Annotated in this window: 18 protein-coding genes; 12 read left to right on the top strand and 6 right to left on the bottom strand. The window is 63.5% G+C overall.

The window, feature by feature from the left end:
- Window positions 1-81 precede the first annotated feature (81 nt).
- The 6 genes from ACVWYF_RS01865 (at window position 82) to ACVWYF_RS01840 (ending at window position 5,067) form a co-directional block, all read left to right on the top strand.
- On the top strand, window positions 82-1,188 hold the full coding sequence (locus ACVWYF_RS01865) for a vWA domain-containing protein (protein WP_457064037.1): 1,107 nt from the start codon (window positions 82-84) through the stop codon (window positions 1,186-1,188).
- Window positions 1,189-1,320: 132 nt separating this feature from the next.
- Window positions 1,321-2,868: a sigma 54-interacting transcriptional regulator gene (locus ACVWYF_RS01860; RefSeq protein ID WP_457064035.1), complete on the top strand. Its 1,548-nt coding sequence runs from the start codon at window positions 1,321-1,323 to the stop codon at window positions 2,866-2,868.
- A gap of 171 nt (window positions 2,869-3,039) precedes the next feature.
- On the top strand, window positions 3,040-3,801 hold the full coding sequence (locus ACVWYF_RS01855; protein WP_457064033.1) for a COG4705 family protein: 762 nt from the start codon (window positions 3,040-3,042) through the stop codon (window positions 3,799-3,801).
- Window positions 3,802-3,876: 75 nt separating this feature from the next.
- Window positions 3,877-4,368: a DUF4112 domain-containing protein gene (locus ACVWYF_RS01850; RefSeq protein WP_457064031.1), complete on the top strand. Its 492-nt coding sequence runs from the start codon at window positions 3,877-3,879 to the stop codon at window positions 4,366-4,368.
- Between the two features lie 166 nt (window positions 4,369-4,534).
- Complete coding sequence (locus ACVWYF_RS01845; protein WP_457064030.1) at window positions 4,535-4,864, top strand: hypothetical protein; 330 nt, start codon at window positions 4,535-4,537, stop codon at window positions 4,862-4,864.
- A 17-nt stretch (window positions 4,865-4,881) separates the two neighbouring features.
- Complete coding sequence (locus ACVWYF_RS01840; protein ID WP_457064028.1) at window positions 4,882-5,067, top strand: hypothetical protein; 186 nt, start codon at window positions 4,882-4,884, stop codon at window positions 5,065-5,067.
- Between the two features lie 157 nt (window positions 5,068-5,224).
- Here ACVWYF_RS01840 and ACVWYF_RS01835 read toward each other — a convergent pair whose 3' ends face one another.
- A complete protein-coding gene (locus ACVWYF_RS01835) occupies window positions 5,225-8,575 on the bottom strand; it encodes a type ISP restriction/modification enzyme (protein ID WP_457064027.1) in 3,351 nt (1,116 codons plus the stop codon).
- Window positions 8,576-8,809: 234 nt separating this feature from the next.
- Between ACVWYF_RS01835 and ACVWYF_RS01830 the strand changes: the two genes are divergently transcribed.
- Both ACVWYF_RS01830 and ACVWYF_RS01825 read left to right on the top strand, forming a co-directional pair.
- Window positions 8,810-9,391 carry a helix-turn-helix domain-containing protein gene (locus ACVWYF_RS01830; protein WP_457064025.1) on the top strand — a complete coding sequence of 194 codons (582 nt, stop codon included), beginning with the start codon at window positions 8,810-8,812 and terminating at the stop codon, window positions 9,389-9,391.
- Window positions 9,392-9,540: 149 nt separating this feature from the next.
- Window positions 9,541-9,960: a hypothetical protein gene (locus ACVWYF_RS01825; RefSeq protein ID WP_457064023.1), complete on the top strand. Its 420-nt coding sequence runs from the start codon at window positions 9,541-9,543 to the stop codon at window positions 9,958-9,960.
- Window positions 9,961-10,078: 118 nt separating this feature from the next.
- Here the strand turns inward: ACVWYF_RS01825 and ACVWYF_RS01820 are convergent, their stop codons facing one another.
- The gene (locus ACVWYF_RS01820; RefSeq protein ID WP_457064021.1) at window positions 10,079-11,839 is read right to left on the bottom strand and encodes a M14 family metallopeptidase; all 1,761 of its coding nucleotides are present in this window, start codon (window positions 11,837-11,839) and stop codon (window positions 10,079-10,081) included.
- A 244-nt stretch (window positions 11,840-12,083) separates the two neighbouring features.
- On the opposite strand from ACVWYF_RS01820, the gene surE reads away from it, so the two are divergent.
- Window positions 12,084-12,950: a 5'/3'-nucleotidase SurE gene (gene surE / locus ACVWYF_RS01815; protein WP_457064019.1), complete on the top strand. Its 867-nt coding sequence runs from the start codon at window positions 12,084-12,086 to the stop codon at window positions 12,948-12,950.
- 32 nt (window positions 12,951-12,982) lie between these two features.
- Here surE and ACVWYF_RS01810 read toward each other — a convergent pair whose 3' ends face one another.
- The 3 genes from ACVWYF_RS01810 to ACVWYF_RS01800 form a co-directional block, all read right to left on the bottom strand.
- Window positions 12,983-13,258 carry a hypothetical protein gene (locus ACVWYF_RS01810; RefSeq protein WP_457064017.1) on the bottom strand — a complete coding sequence of 92 codons (276 nt, stop codon included), beginning with the start codon at window positions 13,256-13,258 and terminating at the stop codon, window positions 12,983-12,985.
- A 36-nt stretch (window positions 13,259-13,294) separates the two neighbouring features.
- Window positions 13,295-14,683, bottom strand: coding sequence for a sensor histidine kinase (locus tag ACVWYF_RS01805; protein ID WP_457064015.1), 1,389 nt, complete (start codon window positions 14,681-14,683; stop codon window positions 13,295-13,297).
- Window positions 14,684-14,773: 90 nt separating this feature from the next.
- Window positions 14,774-15,454 carry a response regulator transcription factor gene (locus tag ACVWYF_RS01800; RefSeq protein WP_457064013.1) on the bottom strand — a complete coding sequence of 227 codons (681 nt, stop codon included), beginning with the start codon at window positions 15,452-15,454 and terminating at the stop codon, window positions 14,774-14,776.
- A 175-nt stretch (window positions 15,455-15,629) separates the two neighbouring features.
- On the opposite strand from ACVWYF_RS01800, the gene ACVWYF_RS01795 reads away from it, so the two are divergent.
- Both ACVWYF_RS01795 and ACVWYF_RS01790 read left to right on the top strand, forming a co-directional pair.
- Complete coding sequence (locus ACVWYF_RS01795; RefSeq protein ID WP_457064011.1) at window positions 15,630-16,262, top strand: phosphoglycerate mutase family protein; 633 nt, start codon at window positions 15,630-15,632, stop codon at window positions 16,260-16,262.
- A gap of 249 nt (window positions 16,263-16,511) precedes the next feature.
- A complete protein-coding gene (locus ACVWYF_RS01790) occupies window positions 16,512-17,933 on the top strand; it encodes a M20/M25/M40 family metallo-hydrolase (RefSeq protein ID WP_457064009.1) in 1,422 nt (473 codons plus the stop codon).
- 171 nt (window positions 17,934-18,104) lie between these two features.
- On the opposite strand, the gene ACVWYF_RS01785 is transcribed toward ACVWYF_RS01790, so the two are convergent.
- On the bottom strand, window positions 18,105-18,947 hold the full coding sequence (locus ACVWYF_RS01785; protein ID WP_457064007.1) for an OmpA family protein: 843 nt from the start codon (window positions 18,945-18,947) through the stop codon (window positions 18,105-18,107).
- A gap of 95 nt (window positions 18,948-19,042) precedes the next feature.
- Here ACVWYF_RS01785 and ACVWYF_RS01780 point away from each other — a divergent pair, with 95 nt between their 5' ends.
- On the top strand, window positions 19,043-20,908 hold the full coding sequence (locus ACVWYF_RS01780) for a S8 family serine peptidase (RefSeq protein ID WP_457064005.1): 1,866 nt from the start codon (window positions 19,043-19,045) through the stop codon (window positions 20,906-20,908).
- Window positions 20,909-20,936: the final 28 nt, after the last annotated feature.

Below are 20,936 nucleotides of genomic sequence, written 5' to 3'. Positions count from 1 at the left end.
AGCTGGAGCTTCGCGCTACACCTGATTGAACATTGCCCGCGCCGGTGTTGTTTTCCGGGCCTATCCTGAAAGAAGAATTATATGGCCGTTGGCTTCCGCTTCCGCGATTTTGTACCCGAGGACCAGCCCGAAAAGGGCTTCGAGTCACTCTTCAAGTTATTCATGCAGCTCGTCACCATCACCTCCGGCGACGTGGGCGAGGCCCTGCAATGGCTCAATGAGCTGGACAAGCAGTACGGCCTCACCGACGATAACTACGGCATGGGCAATTTCATCGATGACCTGAAGAAAAAGGGCTACATCGATGAGAATGAGCAGCAAAAGGGTGAATTCAAGATTACGCCCAAGACCGAGCAGGGCATCCGCAAGAGTGCGTTGGAGGAGATTTTCGGCAAGCTCAAAAAGAGTAGCACCGGCAACCACCGCACGCCCCACACCGGGCAAGGCGACGAGCAGAGCACCGACCTGCGCGAGTTCCGCTTCGGCGATAGTATGGAGTCGATTCAGATGACCGAATCCATTCGCAATGCCCAGTTGAACCACGGCATGGAAAGCGACGATTTCATGCTGACCGAGGGTGACCTCGAAGTGCGCGAAAACGAGCACAAGTCCCAGACCAGCACTGTGCTGATGATTGACATTTCGCACTCGATGATTCTCTACGGCGAGGACCGCATCACGCCAGCCAAAAAAGTGGCGATGGCCCTAGCCGAGCTTGTGAAGCAGAAATACCCCAAGGATTTCCTCGACGTGATTGTGTTCGGCAACGATGCTTGGCAGATTGAAATCAAGGATTTGCCCTACCTGCAAGTGGGGCCGTACCACACCAACACCGTGGCCGGCCTGGAGTTGGCCATGGACCTGCTCCGCAAGCGCAAAACGCCCAATAAGCAGATTTTCATGATTACCGACGGCAAGCCCACCTGCCTGAAAGAAGCCGGTGGCTACTACAAAAACTCCTTCGGCCTCGACCGCAAAGTGGTGAACAAGACCCTGAACCTAGCCGCTGCCGCCCGCCGCGTCAAGATTCCCATCACTACGTTCATGATTACCTCCGACCCGTATTTGCAGAAGTTCGTGGAGGAATTTACGGAGGTGAACCAGGGCAAGGCCTACTATTCCGGCCTGAAGGGGCTGGGGCACTTGGTGTTCGAGGACTACAAGAAAAACCGCCGCAAGACGCTGTAAACCCCAACTTTCCTGTCCTGCTGACGAAGGAAGCATCTTATCACGGCTGCTTTCGTCGGTGCTACTTAATTTAACCGGTGCGAACGTGGTAAGGTCCTTCGCGCTGCTCAGGATGACAATTTAACCCTTTTCATGGCCAACAACCAGCTTCCAACCAACCATTCCGCCCACATCACCACCCTGGGCCAGCTGAAAAAGTCTGGCTACAAGCCCCGCACCGTGAAAGCCGAGCTGCGGGAAAACCTCATCCGCAAGCTCCGCCTGAAAGAGGACGTGTTTCCGGGCATTTTCGGCTACGACGAAACCGTAATTCCTGAGTTGCAGCGCGCCATTCTGGCCGGGCACCACATCAACCTGCTGGGCCTGCGCGGGCAGGCCAAAACCCGGATTGCGCGGCTGCTCATTAATCTGCTCGATGAGTACATGCCCGTCGTGGCCGGCTCGGAGCTGAACGACGACCCCTTGCAGCCGCTGTCGGTGTTTGCCAAAAACCTGATTTCCGAGCACGGCGACGACACGCCCGTGGCCTGGATGCACCGCGACGACCGATACACCGAGAAGCTGGCTACCCCCGATGTGTCGGTGGCCGACCTCATCGGCGACGCCGACCCCATCAAAGCCGCCACGCTGAAACTGCCGTATTCCGACGAGCGGGTGATTCACTTTGGCCTGATTCCGCGGGCGCACCGGGGCATTTTCGTGATTAACGAATTGCCCGACTTGCAGGCCCGCATTCAGGTGTCGCTGTTCAATATTTTGCAGGAAGGCGACATCCAGATTCGTGGTTTCAAGGTGCGGCTGCCGCTCGATATTCAGTTCGTGTTCACGGCCAACCCGGAGGACTATACCAACCGGGGCAGCATCGTGACCCCGCTCAAGGACCGGATTGACGCGCAGATTATCACCCATTACCCCAAGTCGATTGAAATCGGCAAGCGTATCACCAAGCAGGAAGCCCGCATCAAGGACGAGCAGAAGGGCATGGTAACGAGCAACGAAGTCATCCACGACTTGGTGGAGCAGGTGGCCGTGGAGGCGCGCGGCTCCGAGTTCGTGGATGCCAAGTCGGGCGTGTCGGCCCGTCTCACCATCTCGGCCTACGAGCAGGTGATTGCGGGAGCCGAGCGCCGGGCGCTGGTAAATGGCGAAAGCAATACCTATGTGCGCCTGGGCGACTTTATTTCGGCCGTGCCCGCCGTGACGGGCAAGGTGGAACTGGTGTACGAAGGCGAGCAGGAGGGCGCGGGCATCGTGGCCGAGAAGCTGATGGGCAAGGCCATCCGCACGCTGTTCCTGAACTATTTCCCCGACCCCGACAAGAGCAAGAAGCTCAAGAACCGACCCTCGCCCTACAAGGCCATTCAGGAGTGGTTCGGCAACGGCCATACGCTGGATTTGCTGCACGATGCCAGCACGGAAGACTACCGCAAGGCCCTGGACCTGGTGCCCGGCCTGCGCGACATCGTGACCGAGCTGCACCCCAACGAGACGCCCGAGCACACCTACTTCCTGATGGAATTCTTGCTCCACGGCCTGAGTGAGCACAGCCTGATTTCGCGCAACCGCCTCACGGCCGGCGCGCAGTTCAAAGATTTGCTCTCCTCCATGTTCACCATGCCCACCTTTGGGGAAGATGAGGACGACGAGGACGAGGACGAGAAGCCGAAACGCCGCCGGTAAAACCCGCGGTAGCGCGAACTTTTAGTCCGCGACCAAACCAGTAGAAGCCCCGCGTGCCGATTGGTGCGCGGGGCTTTTTTGCGTTTCAATTCAGGAAGAGGAATTTCCCGACAACAGAAAATCAACAACAATTTTGACAACTTTCACGCTTCTGACCCTGTAAGCCCTCCCATGAATAAAATCGCCCAAGTCACCCTGCTGTTCTGGATAATGAAGATTTGCGCCACTACGCTGGGCGAAACCGCCGGCGACCTGCTGGCCCAAACCATGAACGTAGGCTACGGCACCAGCTCGCTCATCCTGCTGGGCATTTTCTTGGTGGTGCTGGCCGGGCAGCTGGCCGTGTCGCACTACATTCCGGCGCTTTATTGGGCCACCATTCTGGCCACGAGCACGGCCGGCACCACCATGTCAGACTACATGGACCGCACCCTGGGCCTGGGCTACGCCACCGGCTCGCTGATTCTGGTGACGCTGCTGGGGCTGGTGCTGGGCCTATGGTGGCTGCGCGAAAAGTCGCTGTCCGTTACCGAAATCAAGACGCGCACCGGGGAGGTGTTTTACTGGGCCGCCATTCTGGTGTCGAACACGCTGGGCACGGCGCTGGGCGATTTTCTGGCCGATGATTCCGGGCTGGGTTTCGGGGGCGGGGCCTTGCTCATTGGCAGCCTGCTGGGCGTGCTGGTGCTGGCCTATTATTTCACCGGGATTTCGCGGGTGCTGCTGTTCTGGGCGGCGTTTGTGCTCACGCGGCCGTTTGGGGCCACGTTTGGCGACCTGCTCACCAAGCCCGTGGCCAAGCAGGGGCTGGGCCTGGGCACGCAGGGCTCGTCGCTGGTATTGTTCGGGCTGCTGGCGGCGCTGGTGCTGTACGAGACGCTACGCCGCCAGCCGGACGCCGGGACTGATGCCGCGTCCCCCATGACCCGCTAGGCGCTGCCGGCCGGTTTCACGCCGTACCGGCAGTCATTCGGGCAGCAGTTACGTACTGCCCCCAAAGCCCGCCTCATGCTTCCCCGTACCCAACCCGCGCCCAACTCCTTCGATGCCGACGAGCGCCTGCGCTGGGTCGAGCGTGTGGCCCGGCTCATGGACAGCCAGTTTCGGCTGCCCGGCACCCGCTTCCGCTTCGGCCTCGACCCGCTGCTGGGGCTGGTGCCCATCGTGGGCGACCTCTCGACCACGGTGGTATCGGTGGCCTTGCTCATGACCATGTTTCGGCACGGGGCCAGCGGGGCGGTGGTGGTGCGCATGGCGCTCAATATTCTCATCGATACCGTGGTGGGCGGCATTCCCATCCTCGGCAACGTGTTCGATTTCGCCTACAAAAGCAACGAGCGCAACGTGGCCCTGCTGCGCCGCCACTACGCCGAGGGCAGCCACACCGGCAGCGGCCGGGGCCTGATACTGCTGCTGCTGGTGGTGCTGGGGGCCGTGGTGGCGCTGGTGGGCTGGGGCAGCGTGGTGCTGCTGCGCTGGGGCTGGCACCAGTTCAGTTAGAACTGCCGTAGCGCGAACTTTTAGTTCGCGTCCCCGAATGAGTTGGTGCCATGGAAACAGTTGAATACAAAAACGCCCCGCGTGCCGATTGGTGCGCGGGGCGTTCTGCCTTTCTCAGATTACCTTGTCAGACCATTTTACGCACGGTTATTCTCCAAGACGTTTCATGTTCAACAACACGACCATTGAATACGACGGCCACGAATACGAAATATTCTGGACCAGCCAGGATGCGCGTCATATTTGCCAAAACTATCATGCCGCCGACAAGCTCCACGACTTGCATCATGAGGAAATAGTGACGGCGTTGGAACGAAAGAGCTTCGTGCAGGATGTTGGGAAAGGACGCTGCACATTCCTGACGAAGTACTGGGACCGGGTGTATGAAACGCACGTATATTTAAAGCAAGGCACGGCAAATCGTCCAGGGCGCTGTGTTATCAAAAGCTGCTGCCGCAGCAATAAGATAGATTATCTTCGGCTATTCGCCGCGTAGTACCTTCCTTTCAAGTCATGAATAAAACCGTCAAGAAGCCGACTATCCTTTTGCCTGACGAAGGTTCTTTGAAACCGCTCGCGGTGAAAGCTCCCCGTCAGGCCGAATACGTAGACCCTTATCTCTACGAAGTGGGCTTTTTTGAAAGCCCAGATGAACGGGCGCGGCTAGTGGCAACCACGCCCATTAAACCGTGCCAGTAAACGAAACCAGCCAGGCTTCGCAATGCCCAAAACGCCCCGCGTACCGATTGGTACGCGGGGCGTTTTGGTGACAGGCAAAAGATGTAAAGTATACCTGAAGTCAGGGTTGAATAATTTACAAATATTGTAAATTATTTTAGGTCTGTGCCGAAATAGTTTACAAGGTTTCCGGGAGTGCGGGCGGCGTGGCGCTCACGGCGTAGGCAGCATCGAGGGCGGGGGCCAGGGCCAGCAGGGCGGCCAGGCGGCGCACGAGGCGCATGAATTCCTGTACTTCGTCCATCGTCAGGTCGCGGCCCAGCACGGGGGCGGCGCGGTAGCTGAGCCACTTTTTGAGCACCGGGTAGCCGCCGAGGGTGGTGGCCCACACGGCGGCGGGCACGGCGGCCCAGCAGGCTTCGTCGTTCAGCCAGATGTCGAGGTGGCCGGGCTGGTCGGGCGTGGGGGTGGTGCGGCCGGCACCGGGCAGCACGGTGCCGTTGGTGCGGGTGCCCCAGCGGGCGCGCAGGCCGAAGTGGCCCTCGGCGGGGTGCAGGCCGGTGTCGGGGGCGCCGGGGCGGCGCTGGGGGGCACCCAGGACGCGCAGTTCGGGCCGGATGGCCCCGTGCGTGACGGTGGGCACGGGCCGGCGCACGTCGAGCAGGGCCGCCACTTCGCGGCCCAGGGCGGCCGAGGCATCGAGGGTGGCCAGCGAGGCGGGCAGGGGCAGGCGGGGCCAGTCCTGGCGCAGGGCTCCGGCGTTTTGCTCGCGGTAGGCGGGGGCGTGCAGCACCGCCAGGGCGTGGTAGAACAGGGTTTCGGGCGGGGCTCCCAAGGCCGTGAGGTACTCGCTGGCCAGGTGGCTCAGGTTCGGGCGGCGCTCCCCGGCGGAAAGCATGTCGGGGGCGAGGTAGAGGGGGAAATTATTGGTTGAAGGGTCGCATAGCACATAGTCCGTTAGTACACTCGAAACCTGAGGTGCATCATAGTCACGGCGCGGGCGACGAGCAATTGAAATAGCAATGTTTTCAAATTCAAATTGCTGTCGGTACTCAGCTCTTCGTTCAATTAACAGCTTCGTTTCTTTCGTCCAATACAACCAGCGGATATCAAACGGGCGATAAGCGTATTGCATAAATTCACCTGCTTCAATTCCGCGCGTTAACAGCGCTTTTCGAGTAGCTAACGCATTATAACGGGATGCATCAGTAAGTAGCCTTGGAGTGAATTCACGAACTGCTTCATCAGAAATAGCAGCGTCGAAATATTTTTTCATTCGCTCCTCCAATCTCCCCTTATCAATATCAATCAAGTCTTCATCTCGACTTGTCATTACTCCTGAAAAACCGGAAGGCAATAAGTCAGTTAAAGAGGGCCAACTCATAAAGTCATCCGCTACGGCGCGGGGCTTGAAGGGCAGGCCCAGGGCGGGGTTGGGCAGCAGGGCGAGGTAGGCGGGGCCGGTGGTGGGCTCGGGCTGGTCGGCGATGGCGGCCAGCTCGGCGCGTTTGTCCTTGCCCCAGAAGTCGCGGTAGTACACCACGGCATCGGAGGCGGGCGCGGCATCGGCCTCGGGGCGGTCGTGGGCGCGCACCAGCAGCGACACGGCGGCTCCCACCTGAATGCCCTCGCGGTTGAAGGGCGTGCTGAACACGCTGGGGTCGGGGCGGCCGTCGGGGGTGGTTTTGCCGGTGGCGTACTTGTCGCCGTTGAGGTTGTCAATCCAGATGCTGTCGAAGGCTTCCAGAAACCGCTCGCGCAGGCCGGGGTGGCTCAGGCCATCGAGCCAGGAATAGTTGGCCACGAAGCAAACCAAGCCCTGGCGGGTGCGCTCGGCAATCTGGCGCTCGGCCATCCGGAAAAACCGCACGTAGAGGTCGTTCAGGCCCTGGCCCTGGGGCGGGGCTGTGCGGCGGGGGTGGCGGTAGGCCTCGGCCAGCCGGTCCTCCTCCGAGCCCCCGGCGCTGAGGCCGGCGTAGCCATCGTAGGGCGGGTTGCCGAGGATGACGACGATGCGCTCGTCGCGCTTGACGTGGCGGGCGGCCTCGGCTTCCTTGCGCAGCTCGGGGTAGGTGGTGAGCTGCTTTTCGTGGCGGGCGGGGTTCCAGCCGGTGAGGGCGTTGGTGAGGTACACGGCCGCGCGGGCCTCGGGCGGCAGCGGCGCGCCAAACTCGCGCAGGGCCAGCCCCAACTGCAAGTGGGCCACCACGAAGGGCGCGGTGAGGATTTCGAAGCCAAACAGGCGCTCGGTGGCGGCTTTGCGGAGCTGCTCGGCGCGCAGGGCCCCGGCCCCCTGGGCCTCCAGGGCGGCGGCCAGGTGGCGCAGCACCTCCACCAGAAAGGTGCCGGTGCCGCAGCAGGGGTCCAGCACCACCACCCGCTCATCGGCCAGGCCGTCGGGGATGTTTAATTGGGTGCGCAGGGCCCAGTCCACGCGGGCCACCATGTAGCGCACCACCTCGGGCGGGGTGTACCACACGCCCAGCTCCTTGCGCAGCTGCGGGTCGTAGGCCTCCAGAAAGGGCTCGTAGAAGTATTGAATGGCCTCGGCCTCGGCAAACTTGCCGAAGAAGCGGGCGCGGTTCACGCGGGCCAGCACCAGGTTGGTGCGGTCGAGGAGGTCGCGCAGCTTCACGTTTTTGAGAAACGACGACGTGCCCACCTGCTCGAAGAGCACCTGCATCACGGGCAGCTTGAGGTAGTCGGAGGCGTAGTGCCAGTCGAAGGGCGCGGCGTCGGCCTCGTCGGCCGTGTCGCGGTGCCAGAGCACCCAGGCGCTGAACACGCCATAAAACAGCGTCTGGACCACGGTGGCGCGCAGGAAGCGGGCCCCCTTTTCGCCGTCGAAGCGCACGCCCAGGGTTTCTTCCAGGGCCGTGCGCAGGGGCTGGAGGTGGGCGGGGTCGGCCAGCTCCAGGCGCTGGCGGGCCTCGCGGGCGAAGGCAGCCAGGAACCAGGCCAAATCCTTGGGCTCATCGAGGGGCGCGGCGTGGCGCAGGCAGCGCTCCAAAAACGCCGTGAAGCCGGCCGCTACGGCCGGCGCGGGCGGCGTGGGGGCGTGGCACAGGGCCCAGAAATCGGCTTCGGTTTTGGCCAGCTCGAAGGAATCGAGCAGCAGGGGCTGGCCGTGGGCATCTTCGGCCACGAAGGCAAACTGGCGCAGGTTGGTCACGAGCACCTGCCGGTACTTGTCCCAGTACTTGCTCACCTGCTTTCCGGCCAGCAGCTTGTCTAAGCTTTCGCCGGGGCCTTTCACCTCGCCGGCCCCGCGCTCGGGCAGGGCCCCGGCCCGCCGCTCGGGCGAAGACACGCCATCGGCGGGCCGCTCAAACTGCCCGGCCGCGAACAAGCCGAAATCGGGCCGCCCCGCCCCCAGGTCGCTCAGCTGGAACACGGCCCGTACGGTAGGCTTCAGGCCGGCCCCCACCGCGTTGAACAGGTTTTCGAGGGGCGTGTAGTAAGAGGTTTCGGGCGTGGCGGCCCCGGTGGCCCGAATGGTAGCCAGTGCGTGGAGGTAGGTAGCGAGCATGGAATAGGGAATGGGTGCGCAAGCTACGCCGTAGGCCGATGTAGCGACGCATCCTGGCGTCTCGGCGTTGAACGACGGCGCGGCAACGACGAGCACCGAAAAGACGGCGCGCACGCAGAGACGCGAAGATGCGTCGCTACATCAGGAGGTAAATTATTCTTTGGCTGGTAGCATAATAATTTACAAAATGTGTAAATTATTATGTGTAATATCGAAAAATAAATTACGCATCTTATGCCCCGCTCCGCTGCTCACTCGACTTCCCTGCTGGCCGACGTGCGCCGCTACTACGGCCTGCAACAGCGCGAGCTGGCGGCCCTGCTGGGCATTAGCCCGGCGCTGGCCCACCAGATAGAAGCCGGCCGCCGCGCCCTCACCCTGGAGGTGAGCGAGCGGCTGGCCCCCTTCACCCAGCACATGGTGGAAGACGCCGCCCCGCTGCCCACCGCGCCCCCGCCCGGCCCCTTCGACCCCGGCCCGCTGGCCGCCCGCCGCGCCGCCTGCCTACACGAGGCCGCCAACCTGCGCTGGGCCGTGCGCGGCCTGCCCGCGCTGGCGCTGGTGGCTGCCCGCTGGGCCACCGCCCGGCCCGGCCTGCTGGCCGCGCTGCCCCCGCCACCCGCCGCCGAAGAAACTCCCGCCACTTCCGAAGCCGTGCGCCTGCGCTACGCCCACGCCTGGCTGGCCCTGCGCCCCCAGGCCCTGCCGCCCGCCGAGCTGGCCCGCTGGCACTTGGCCGAAGCCCGCGCCACGGCTCTGGAAGCCGAAGCGGCGGCCCTGGCCGCGCTGCTGGGGCGTACCCGGCAGGGCGAGTAAGGGCCTTGCCCGGCAAGGGCAGCCGGATGACTTTCCCAAAATAGGTCGGGTTTTCCCAAAAATAGTCTAATTTGATGGTGGGGGAAGGCGCGCGCCTGCTTTCCTTTGGCCGCATCATTTCAACCCTTTTAACCCCCCTTTCTTTTTGTATGGCTGCCTCCCTTGCCACCCTCACTACCCGCGCCGAGTGCGATGAAGCCCTGACGGGCCTCACCGCCGAGCTGGCTACCTACCAGCACCGCGACAGCAACCTAAGCTACGCCGACGGGCTGGCCGAAACCCGGGCCACCACCACGGCCGCCCGCCTGGCCAAAGCCACCGACGACGTGGCCCACTACACCACCGAATCCGCCCGCGCCGGCCTCACGCCCGCCGAAAAGCTGCGGGCGCAAAACAGCCTCATCACGGCCACCGCCCAGCGCGACCGCCTGACGCTGGCCACCGGCGCCCAAACCGGCTCGGTCGCCTACCTCGCCGACGTGGACGCCGACCAGATTGACGCGCAGATTGCCACCCTCACGGCCGCCCAAACGGCCGTCACGGCCCATCGGGCCACGCTGGCAGCCTAAGCGCTTCGCTTGACTGCATGGAAAAGGCTGGCCCGCACGGGCCAGCCTTTTTTTGTAGCGCGGACTTTGTAGTCCGCGAGTGAACAAAACCGAACATTCGCGGATTACAAAGTCCGCGCTACAATTTCCCCGGGCCCAGCCAGCGGGCCACCGGGTAGCGGTTGTGGCCGGCCTCGTGGTAGGCCGAACTCAGGTACACCCATTCCAGCTGGGCGGGGCCGTTGGCGGCGAAGGCGGCGTTATCTTTCTTGAGCTTCTCCAGGCGCTCGCGCAGCTGGGGGTCGTGGCGCAGCAGGTTGGCGGCCAGGTCCTCAAACACGTAGTCGGAGTAGTGCTCCTTCTGCTGAAGCACGCTGTCGAAAAAGCCCCAGGCGAAGAACGAATCGGTGGCCTGCGGCTCCAGCGTCTCCAGGAGGTAACGGGCGGGCGCGGCCTCGTTCAGGTACACCACCAGGTCGCCGGGCTGGAAGGTGGCGGTTTCCGTTCGGGTTTGCAGGCGCACCTGGCTATGCACGTAGTGGCCCTCAAAGGGCTTGGGCGTGGTCTTAAAGTCCTCGAAATAATAGACCTCCACGGGGGTGGTTACCTCGCGGGCCAGCGCTTCCAGGGTGGCCCCGTTGCGGCGCAGGCGGTCGGCCACCTCCGTCCAGGCTTTGGGAATGATGTAGGCCGTGGGCCGCGTGGCCGTGGCGGTGGGGGTGAAAGTGTTGAAATACGGCACGGGCCGGGTGAAGGGCCGGGCGCGGTCGTAGTACAGGCGGGGCTGGCCGCTCACCTCGCTGGGCTTGTGGCCCGCCTCGTAGCCCCGGAACGGCACGGTTTCGGGCGTGCTTTCGTCCAGGGTCCAAGTGAGGGGGAAGGTGGTTTGGGCGGCCAGGTCGGCGGTGGCCCGGGCGCGGGCGGCGGCCAGGGCGGACGCCTGTTGGCCCACGGTTTCCAGCATCGTCAGCAGAAAATCATAGGTGGCATGCACGCGGGGCGCGAAAGCCTTCAGCATGTGCGTCTCGGGCATGAAGCCGATGGTGTTAAACAGGGCCGCGTAGCCGGTGGAGTAGCGCGGCGTTTCGAGGAAGGCGCGCAGGCCGCTCTCGGGCGTTTCGCCTTCAAAGTCCACGTAGGGCGTCATCGGCCACTTCTTTTTCTCCATGCCTTTGTAGAGCGCCGGCAGCAACAGCCCTTGCAGGTAGGTGCCCAGTGCCGGGGCCAGCTTGCTGTGCTGGGTGGCAATGAGCGTCATGGTGTATTGGTAATCGGCCCCGTTGGAGGTGTGGGTTTCCACGAACACATCGGGCTGCCACTTCTGAAACAGCGCCGCGAAGGATTGCGCGTTGCGCGATTCCTGCTTGATGTAGTCGCGGTTCAAATCCAGGTGCCGCGCGTTGCCCCGGAAGCCGTAGGCCGCCGGTCCGTTCTGGTTCACGCGGGTGGTCGAGTTCCGGTTCAGCATCCCGTCAACGTTGTACACCGGCACGATGACGACCGTGACCTGTTCCAGCAGCTTCGCCAGCGACTTCTGCTGCATCAGGTCCCGCGCCAGCATCATGCTCGCGTCGATGCCCTCCGGCTCGCCGGGATGGATGCCGTTCTGGATGAACAGGATGCGGCGGTTTTTGCGGCGCGTGCTGGCCGGGTCGGCGTCGCCATCCGTGCTCAGCACCACTTCGTGCAGCGGCCGGCCGGCGTCGGTGGGTCCGGCCTCGGCCAGGTGCAGGTGGGCCGGGTAGGCGGCGGCCAGCTTCTGGTAGTAGCCGATGCACTCGGCGTAGGTGGCCGTGGTGTTGCCGGCGGGGTCGTTTTCAAAAGGCGTGCGCCAGGCCGGGGCCGGCTTGGGCGGGGTGGGAGCGAGGGCCATGAGCGAAGCAAGAAGCAGGGTGAGCATAGGTGCAAAAGTAGGCGGCCGGGCAAACTCCCCTCCTTGTTTAAGGCGGGGATGTTCGCGCGAAGCGCCGGCTGGGGTGGTCAGGACATTGGGTGGCGTTGGAATAATCCCGAACGAAACCTGCACGAAGCTGTTCAACGCCCTAACCACCCCAGCCGGCGCTACGCGCGAACATCCCCGCCTTAAAAAGAAGGGGAGTTTGCCCGCCATCCTACCTTTGCCCACCCCCAAACGCCCCCTGCCTATGTCCGCCGCCCTCCCGCGCCCCCTCATCCTCGTCTCCAACGACGACGGCATCACCGCCCCCGGCATCCGCCACCTTGTTGAAGCTATGGTCGCCCTCGGGGCCGAAGTTGTGGTCGTCGCCCCCGATTCGCCGCAGTCCGGCATGGGCCACGCCATCACCATCGGCCACCCGCTGCGCCTCGCCAAAAACCCGGTGTTCGGCCCCGATGTGGAAGCCTACGAGTGCTCCGGCACGCCGGCCGACTGCGTGAAAATCGCCAAGCACTACGTCCTCAAAGACCGTACCCCCGACCTGGTGGTGTCCGGCATCAACCACGGCTCCAACGCCTCGGTCAACGTGCTGTACTCCGGCACCATGTCGGCGGCCATCGAAGCTGCCATTGAGGGCCTGCCCGCCGTGGGCTTCTCCCTCTGCGAATACGGCCCGCACGCCGATTTCTCCCACACCGCCGAGTGGGTGACCCAGGTATGCCGCCACGCCCTCGACCACGGCATTCCCGCCGGCACGGCCCTCAACGTGAACATCCCCAGGAAATCCGACACGCTCATTGCCGGCCTGCGCCTGGGCCGCCAGGCCCGCGCCAAGTGGCAGGAGGAGTTCGACCGCCGCCTCGACCCCTACCAGCGCCCGTACTTCTGGCTGGTAGGCCAGTTCGTGAACCTCGACCCCGGCACCGACACCGACGAGTGGGCCCTGGCCAATAATTACGTCTCCATCGTGCCCTGCCAGTTCGACCTCACCGCTGCCCACGGCCTGGCCCACCTCAGCCAGCAGTGGCAGCTGCCACTGCCCGACGCACAGGAAGCGACCACGCCGCTCCAGCCCGTGCCTTCGGAAGACTACGGCGTGGCTAATCAGGAATAAGCGCGCTAAACCATAAAACCACAACGCCCCGGCTAGTTAGCCGGGGCGTTGTGATGAACGGGGGCCGCCGCTTTGCGCGGCCGGGCCGGCGGGGGCCGATGCACCACCACCACTACCGGCCGCACCGTTTTGGGCGGCATGGGGGCCGTCGGCGATTTGCGCACCACCACCGGCGGGGTCGTACCCGGTAGGGCGGTTTGGGCGGGCAGGGGCAGGGCGCTGCGGTGCAGGGCCACTACCTCGGTGCCCAGGGCTACTATCAGCACCAGCAGCAGGCTTCCAAGCAGGATTTTCAGCGGAGTACGCACGGAAAGTTGAATGACTGCCCGAAGCTACCATCACCCCTATGAAGCCGGCATGAACCCCACCGGCAAGTTGGCGGCCGGCTGAAAGTCGAGAATAAACGCCGTACCCCGGCCCACTTCCGACTCGGCCCGCAGCGTGGCCCCGTGGAAGCCCGCAATGGTTTGGGCAATGGGCAGCCCCAGCCCGTAGCCCTCCGGCGAGCCCGGCGAGTTGGAGTTGAAGCGCCGAAACCGGTCGAACAGATACGGGATGTTTTCCGGGGCGATGCCGGGGCCGGAGTCCTCCACCCGCAGCGTGTAGCCGCCGCCGGGCAAGGCGTGGCCCACCACTCGGATACTACCGCCCTCGCGGTTGTACTTGATGGCGTTGGAGAGCAGGTTGCGCAGCAGCGTGTGCAGCAGGCTGGCGTTGGCGTGGGGGCGGGTATCGTCGCCGGTGAGGTCTATTTCCAGTGCGATGTCGCGCTGCTGGCGGCGGTCATCCAGCTCCTCGGCTACCTCGACCACGGCCATGCGCAGGCGCACCGATTCGTTGCGCAGGTACTGCTCGTTTTCGATGTTGGCGATGAGCAATAAGGTCCGCACCGTGTTGCGTAGGCGGTAGAGCGTGCGCTGCGATTCCACGATTTGGTGGGCATGGGCCTCGGGCAAGGTGGGGTCTTGCAGCATGTTCTCGAAGCGCGATTGCAGGATGCTGGCCGGCGTAAGTAGCTCGTGGCTCACGTTGCTCATAAACTCTCGCTCCTTGGCAAAAGCCGACTGTACCTGCCGCATCAACGAGTTCAACCGGTCATCGAGGCGGCGGAAGTCAGTGGTGTCGGTATCAATCGGTTCAAACTGAAAATCGGACGGCTGCCGAATGCCCCGCAGCTTGCGCACGGTCAGCTCGCGCAAAGGCTCCAGTAGGTAGTGGGCAAAGGCCGCATCGGACAGGACGGTGAGCAGCGAGGCCGCCACCAGCACCCACAGCGCCAGGTTGCGCAGCGTGCCCGTGAGCAATTCCACCGTCTCCAGTGACGAGCCAATCTCGACCCGAAACGCGGGCTGGCCGGCGGCCTGCGCTGGCCGCGCAAAGCTCAGAATCCGGAAATCCTCCACCTGCTGGTCTACCTGCCGCGGCTCCTCAAAAATGTGCTCGGGCGGCAGCGCCTTGCCGGCCGGCAGCGGCGTGAGAGTGATATACTCCTGCTTAAAGATATTGTAGTCGGCGTAGGTTTCGGCCCGCTCGCCGCGCTCAAACGCTTGCAGGCCATCGCGAGCGATGAGGGCCAGCACCTGCTGCTTTTTGGCCCGCAGGTGCAGGTCGGTATGGGCCACGGCCACGCGCTGCACAATGGGTGGAATCACCAGGGCCCCGAGCAGCACCAGCAGCAGCTTGGAGAGGGCATTGAACAGGGCAAGCTTGGCTTCGAGTCTCATTTTGGCCATTGGGTCGGAGAGGGGCAACAAGACAAAAGAACGTCATGCTGAGCGCAGCTCAGCATGACGTTCTACTTTATTCCTTCAAGTCCTTGCCAGCTACTCCGCCGCCCGATAGCCGATGCCGCGCACCGTTTCCAGAAAATCGGCCGAGGCGAACTGGGCCAGCTTCTTGCGCACGTTCTTGATATGCACGTCGATGTAGTTCGAGTCGGAATCGTCTTCGAGTACGTTGCCCCACAGGTGCTCGCCGAGTTGCAGGCGCGTGAGCACGCGGCCCCGGTGCAGCAGCAGGTAGTGCAGCAGGTCGAACTCCTTTTTGGTGAGGGGCACTTCCTGACCGCCCTGGCGCACGATACGCGCATTGGGGTCCATGCTAAAGCCCTGGCCGAAGGTGATTTCGGGGCGCTTCAGGTTGAACTTGCGGCGCGTGATGGCCTGCATCCGGCTGGTGAGCTCCAGCAGCGAGAAGGGCTTGGGCAGGTAGTCGTCGGCCCCAAGGTCGAGGCCGCGAATGCGGTCGTCGAGCGCGCCGCGCGCCGTCAGGATGATGAACGAGGCTTCCTGGCTTTCGTTCAGGCGGGCTTCTTTGAGCAGGTCGAGGCCGTCGCCGCCGGGCAGGCCCAGGTCGAGCAGCACGAAATCGTAGCTGCTCACGTACAGTTTTTCCGACGCCTCGGCGTAGGTGTAAGCTGAGTCGACCAGGTACTGGGCTTGCAACAGAAACTGCCGCATTTCCTGGTGCAGGCTTTTTTCGTCTTCGATGAGCAGAACGTGCATGGGGCAAAAAAGAAGGTGACGGGTGAGGCTTTCGGGTACAACATACGACACTGGCATCTGAACGGTAGATGAAGGGCGTTTTTCATTCCGGCGCCAGCCAATTATTCGGCCCCTCAACCTTTGTGGCGTATCTTGCCCCCGTAACATCCTACCACCTTTTCCTTCTGCTTTCCTGATGAAAATCCGCTTTCCTTTCTGGTGCCTTTTGCTGGCGACCCTGGTCGTTCTGGTTAACAGCGTCGCCGCCCAGGCTCCGGTCAAAACCAAATCCAAAGCCAAGCCCGTTGTAACGACGGTGTACATCGTGCGCCACGCCGAAAAAGATTCGACCACCGACCGTGCCGACCCCACGCTCTCGGCCATGGGCCAGACCCGCGCCCTGGCGCTGCGCAAGACGCTGGTGGGCCACCACCCGGCGGCCCTGTTCACCACCGAAACCAAGCGCACCCGCGCCACCCTGGCCCCCCTGGCCGAGGCCCTGAAACTGGAGCCGCAGGTGTACGACCCGCGCCGGGGCCGCGACCTGACCGACCGCATCCTGAAAGAATACGCCGGCAAATCGGTGGTTATCGTGGGCCATTCCAACAACGTGCTGTCGCTTATTGATGATTTTGGCGCTACGCCACCCGTGGAGGAAGTCGGCGAAAATGACTACGAATACCTCTTCACCGTGCGGCTCGTAACCGGAGAGATGCCCACCGTCGATATGCGCGGCTATGGCCCCGAGCGCCGGCCGGGCATCAAGCTTGGCAAGGGTGCGCCGATGGTGCAAGCCGCGCCAATGGCCCCGGCCACTCCCGTTAAATAGTCGTAACGGTTCCTCAAATCCCTGACAACGTCGCAAGGCCGTATCCCCTCACGCAACGTGGCGAAGGGATACGGCCTTGCTCTTTTCTACTGGTTCGGAGGCGGCTCATTTGATTGCATCGGGGGTTTTCTCAGTCTTAAAATGGCCGGCCCCCGCACCCCGCAATGGCCCGCCGCCGTACTTTCGCCCACATCGGCCACCATGGTCGCGGATTCAGGTTGTAGCTCTATGCATTGTCACGTTAAAAAAATGCTGGTTTTCGCCGGCGCACTGTTGGTATTCACCACTTCCAGCGAGGCGCAGTCGCGCAAAAAAAATAAGGCGACGCCCGCGCCAATCGCCGCTGCCAAAACCGACCAGGCCGACTCGCTGGCCCTGCGCAAAATCTTCGATGAAGCCCTGTTGCGTGGCGAGAGCTACGATAATCTGCGCTACCTCACCGGCACCATCGGGCCGCGTTTGTCGGGCTCGCCGCAGGCCCAGATGGCCGTGGACTGGGGCAAGGCCACCATGGAAAAAGCGGGTTTCGACCGCGTGTATTTGCAGGAGGTGATGGTGCCGCACTGGGTGCGCGGCAGCCGGGAGCGGGGCGAAATCGTGGGCAATAAGGACAAAGGCATCCGGGTGCCGGTGTGCGCGCTGGGCGGCTCGGTGAGCACCGGCGGCAAGCTGAAAGCCGGTGTGGTGGAAGTCCACAGCCTCGAAGAAGTTCAACACCTGCCCGAAGCGGCCGTGAAAGGCAAGTTCGTGTTCTACAACCGGCCCTTCAACGATGCCCTCATCGAGCCCGGCGCGGCCTACGGCGGGGCCGTGGACCAGCGCGCCAACGGGGCCATTGAGGCCGCGAAGCGCGGGGCCGTGGGGGCCCTGGTGCGCTCCATGACCAGCGCCCGCGACGACAACCCCCACACCGGCACCATGCGCTACGCCGAGGGCGTGACAAAGGTGCCCGGCGCGGCCCTCAGCACCAACGCCGCCGACAAGCTCAGCCAGCTCCTCAAGGCCAACCCCGACCTACAATTCGAGCTGGAGATGGAGTGCATCACCCTGCCCGACGAAAAAAGCTACAACGTGGTGGGCGAAATCAAGGGCAGCAAATTCCCGCAGGAAATCGTCACCGTGGGCGGCCACCTCGATTCCTGGGACCTCGCCCAGGGCGCGCACGACGATGGCACCGGCTGCGTGCAAAGCATGGAGGCCCTGCGCCTGTTGAAAGCGGCGGGCTTCAAGCCCGAGCGCACGGTGCGTGCCGTGCTCTTCATGAACGAAGAAAACGGCACGCGGGGCGGCAACGAATACGCCCGCCTGGCCGCTCAGAACAAGGAAACGCACCTCGCCGCCATTGAGTCGGACGGGGGCGGGTTCACGCCGCGCGGCTTCACCGTGGAAGGCGACCCCGCCACGGTGGCCAAGTTGGCCCGCCTGGCCCCGCTGCTGGTGCCCTACCACGCCGCCGAGGTCACGGCCGGCCACTCCGGCACCGACATCGAGCCCCTGCAAGCCGCCGTGCATCCCAAAGCCCTCATCGGCTACAAGTGCGACTCGCAACGCTACTTCGACATCCACCACACGGCCGCCGATACCTTCGACAAAGTGAACCGCCGCGAGCTGGAACTGGGCGGTGCCAGCATGGCTTCGCTGATTTACCTGCTAAGCAAGTACGGGTTGTAACTGGCTTGATGCGATGTAGGGGCGGGGCTTGCCCCCGCCCGTCTTTGAACGGAAAAGCTGAAACGGCGCGAACGTTCGGGCGGGGACAAGCCCCGCCCTTACATGTTCTAACAAGACGGCCCCACCTGCGCAAGCAGGTGGGGCCGTCTTACATTACACTTAAAATCAAAATTAATTCTGCCCCAGAATCGAGAACAGCTCATCCAGCTTGGGCGTGAGAATGATGTCGGTGCGGCGGTTCAGTGCCTTGTTGGCGGGGGAGTCGTTGGCTACCACGGGCATGTACATCGAGCGGCCCGAGGGCGTGACTTGGGCGGGGTCCATGCCGGCGGTGGTGAGCAGGCGGGTGATTTCCGTGGCCCGCATCACGCTCAGGTCCCAGTTGTCTTTGGCCCCGCTGGCCGTGGCGCCTTTGATGGGCACATTGTCGGTGTGGCCTTCCACCAGCACGTTCACGTCTTTGTTGTCTTTGAGGGCGGTAGCCAGCTTGCGCAGGGCATCCTGGCCTTTGGGGTCTACTTTGGTCGAGCCCGATTTAAAAAGCAGCTGCTCGGAGAGCGACACGTACACTTTGCCGTTTTTCACGCTCACCTGCAAATCCTGCGCGTTGAAGCCCAGGAGCGCATCCGAAACGCGCTGGCGGAGGGCTTTGGTGGCGGCATCTTTTTGGGCCAGGGCATTTTGCAGGTCCGCGATGCGGGCGTTTTTGCTTTGCAAGTCGGCCTCCTTGCTTTGTAGGTCGGCGTTTGTGTTTTTGAGGTTCGTTTCGGCATCGCCCAGGTTCTGGTTGAGCTGGCTGACCTGCTGGTTTTTGTTGAGCAGCGAGTTGCGCAGCTCTTCCTCGTTGCGGGTTTTGGCCGAGGCCAGGGCGCTTTTTTCCAGCGCGAGCTGGTCGCGCGATTTGGTGAGGTCGGAGTTTTGCTGTTGCAGGGCCGCTATTTCTTTCTGGTTGCAGCCGGGCAGTGCCAGCAGCGTGGCACCTAGTAACAGGGTGGGGAAGAGGCGAAAATTCATAAGAGCGAAAGAGAAGTAAAAAAGTCAATTAGACCTCGAAATGGTCCAGCCTTAAAACGGAGCCCACCGCCCGGGGTTACCTTTGGCAAAATTCTATGCACCTTCCTTCTTTACTTACTACCGTTTGGAAACGGGTGGGGCCGGCGTACCGCGCCACTGGACTTGTTCTGGCCCTGTTGGGCGCGACTGGCCGGGTAGCCGGGCAGGTACCATCTGGTAACTCGCTGCCCGTAAATCACCCGGCCTCCTCACGTTACTGGGTGACGCTGGCCGATAAGGCGGGCGTCCGCTTCAACCCGAACCAATACTTTTCGCCCGCCGCGCAGGCCCGCCGTGCCCGCCAGCACCTCCCGGCTTTCGATGCCACCGACCTGCCCGTGCGGGCCGATTACGTGGCCGCCATCGCGGGGCGGGTCGATACCGTGACGCTCGTTAGCCGCTGGTTCAATGCCGTGGCCTGCCGCGCCACGCCCGCGCAGGTCGCCGCGCTCCGGGCGCTGCCAGGCGTGGCCAAAGTTGAGGGGTGGCCCGTTCGCAACGTTGAAATAGCCGCTCACCACTCCACCAACCCAGTGCTCCGCCAGCCCGTCGGTTCGCCCAAACCCATCACCGCCAACGACTACCTGCTGGCTCGCCGCCAAACCGCCCACCTTGACGGGGCCGCGCTGCGCGCCGCCGGCCTGGCCGGGCAGGGCCTGCGCATTGCCGTGTTCGACGTGGGCTTTCGGGGGCTGCCGGAGCATCCGGCGTTTCGGGAGCTGGTGGCCGGCAAGCGCATCGTAGCTACCCATGATTTCCTGAGAAACCGCGACGATGTATTCATCGGCGGCAGCCACGGCACTGAGGTGATGGGCTGCTTGGCAGGCCGCCTGCCCGGCGGGTTGAGCGGCGCGCCCGGCGTAGCCCTGGGCCTCGCGCCCGCCGCCGAGTACCTGCTGGCCCGTACCGAGCAGCTGCACCGCGAGCGCTACGCCGAGGAAGAAGCCTGGCTGGCCGCCGTGGAATGGGCCGACCGCCTCGGGGCCGACATCATCAATTCGTCGCTGGCCTATACCGAGCAGCGCTACTTCCCCGAGCAGATGGATGGGCACAGTAGCCTCATTGCCAGGGCCGCCAATCTGGCCGCCCGCAAGGGCGTGTTGGTGGTGAGCGCGGCCGGCAACGACGGCGACGACGACTGGGTCCGCATCGGTACGCCCGCCGATGCCGACTCGGTGCTGGCTATCGGTGGCCTCGACCCCGAAACCGGCCTGCACGTCGATTTCAGCTCCTACGGCCCCACCGCCGACCGCCGGCCCAAGCCCAACCTGGCCGCGTTTGGCATCGTGCTCACCACCACGCCGGGCGGCGGCTACGAGCGGCTGGAAGGTACCTCGTTCGCTTCGCCACTAGTGGCGGGCTTCGCGGCCTGCCTTTGGCAGCAGCACCGGGAGCTCACGGCCATGCAGGTTTTTCAGGGCCTGGAAAAATCGGCCGAGCTGTATCCGTATTTCGACTATGCTCACGGCTACGGGCGGCCCCGCTACGCGCATTTTGAGCCGCCCACACCCGAGGCTGCCGCCATGCCCACATTCGATTTCGTGCCGCATGATAGCCTGATTGCCGTCATCATTCGTCCCGAAGCCGCCCTGCGGCCCGCTGAAATGCTGCCCCTCATGGCCGACCAGAGTGAGCCCGTGCTGCCCGTCGCCATGCCCGCCCCGGAAGCCAAAAACCCCACCGACAACGTGCCCCGCGTGGGCCGCGAGCAGCCCGTGGCCCCCAGCCCCGCGCCGCTGCCCGAGCCCAATTACCCGGCCTACCTCTACTGGAACCTGGCCGACCGGCGCGGCGTATTGCGCCGCTACGAGACCCGCGCCGTCACCCAGCGCCTGGTCGTGCAGGTGCCGCGCCGCTTCTTCAGCGGGGGCAATGTGCTGCGCGTTCATTTTAAAGGCTACACGGCCACTTATTCAGAATAATGCGGCCCGCGAAATTGAACAGGCAATC

This window comes from Hymenobacter sp. UYAg731 (assembly GCF_054061335.1).
Note: the sequence above shows the minus strand (reverse complement) of the source record. Positions and strands in the feature narration are given on the sequence as shown.